Origin of the sequence: Bradyrhizobium sp. NBAIM08 (assembly GCF_020193935.1) — a bacterium.
GTDB lineage: Bacteria > Pseudomonadota > Alphaproteobacteria > Rhizobiales > Xanthobacteraceae > Bradyrhizobium > Bradyrhizobium yuanmingense.
The window spans coordinates 1-419 of sequence record NZ_JADYVR010000725.1 but is presented as its reverse complement, the minus strand read 5'-3'; the positions used below and the strand labels follow the sequence as shown (position 1 = coordinate 419).

The following is a 419-nucleotide window of genomic DNA, read 5'->3' as shown; positions in this document are numbered from 1 at the left end:
GTCTCACGCAAAGCCGACCTGGTGCGTCTTGCCCACGCCATCGAGGCGGCGCCGGACGCGGGGCAGGCGTGGCAAGTGTGGACGGCGGCGACGTCCCTGTTCGCGGCGAGGCACCTGCGCGTCGGGGCGCCCGACCCGGACCGTCCACTCCAGACTTCGGTGTGGGAGGCCGCACCGGCGGCCGTCTCGAGCCGGCTGCGTGCCCAGGGTCAGCGCTCGCTCCTGGGCGCGGCACCCCGTATGCCGGACATGGGTGCCGCTCGCGCTGCGGCCAGGCAGCTCGCGGCTCGGGATCGTGCCGATCTCGCCCGAGCCGAGGCCGCGCTGGCCGAACGCTCTGGGACTGAGCTGTCGAACTGGAGTCCATTGACGTCGATCGAGGCGAGGCTATTCCTCGAGTTGCTGTCCTCGGCGCGCAA

At 72.3% G+C, this 419-nt stretch carries 1 protein-coding gene; it reads left to right on the top strand.

What is annotated here, in order from left to right; genetic code table 11:
- Positions 1-419, top strand: a 419-nt coding sequence (locus I6F37_RS41760) for a DUF2397 family protein (RefSeq protein ID WP_225154635.1), incomplete at both ends; no start/stop codon positions are given.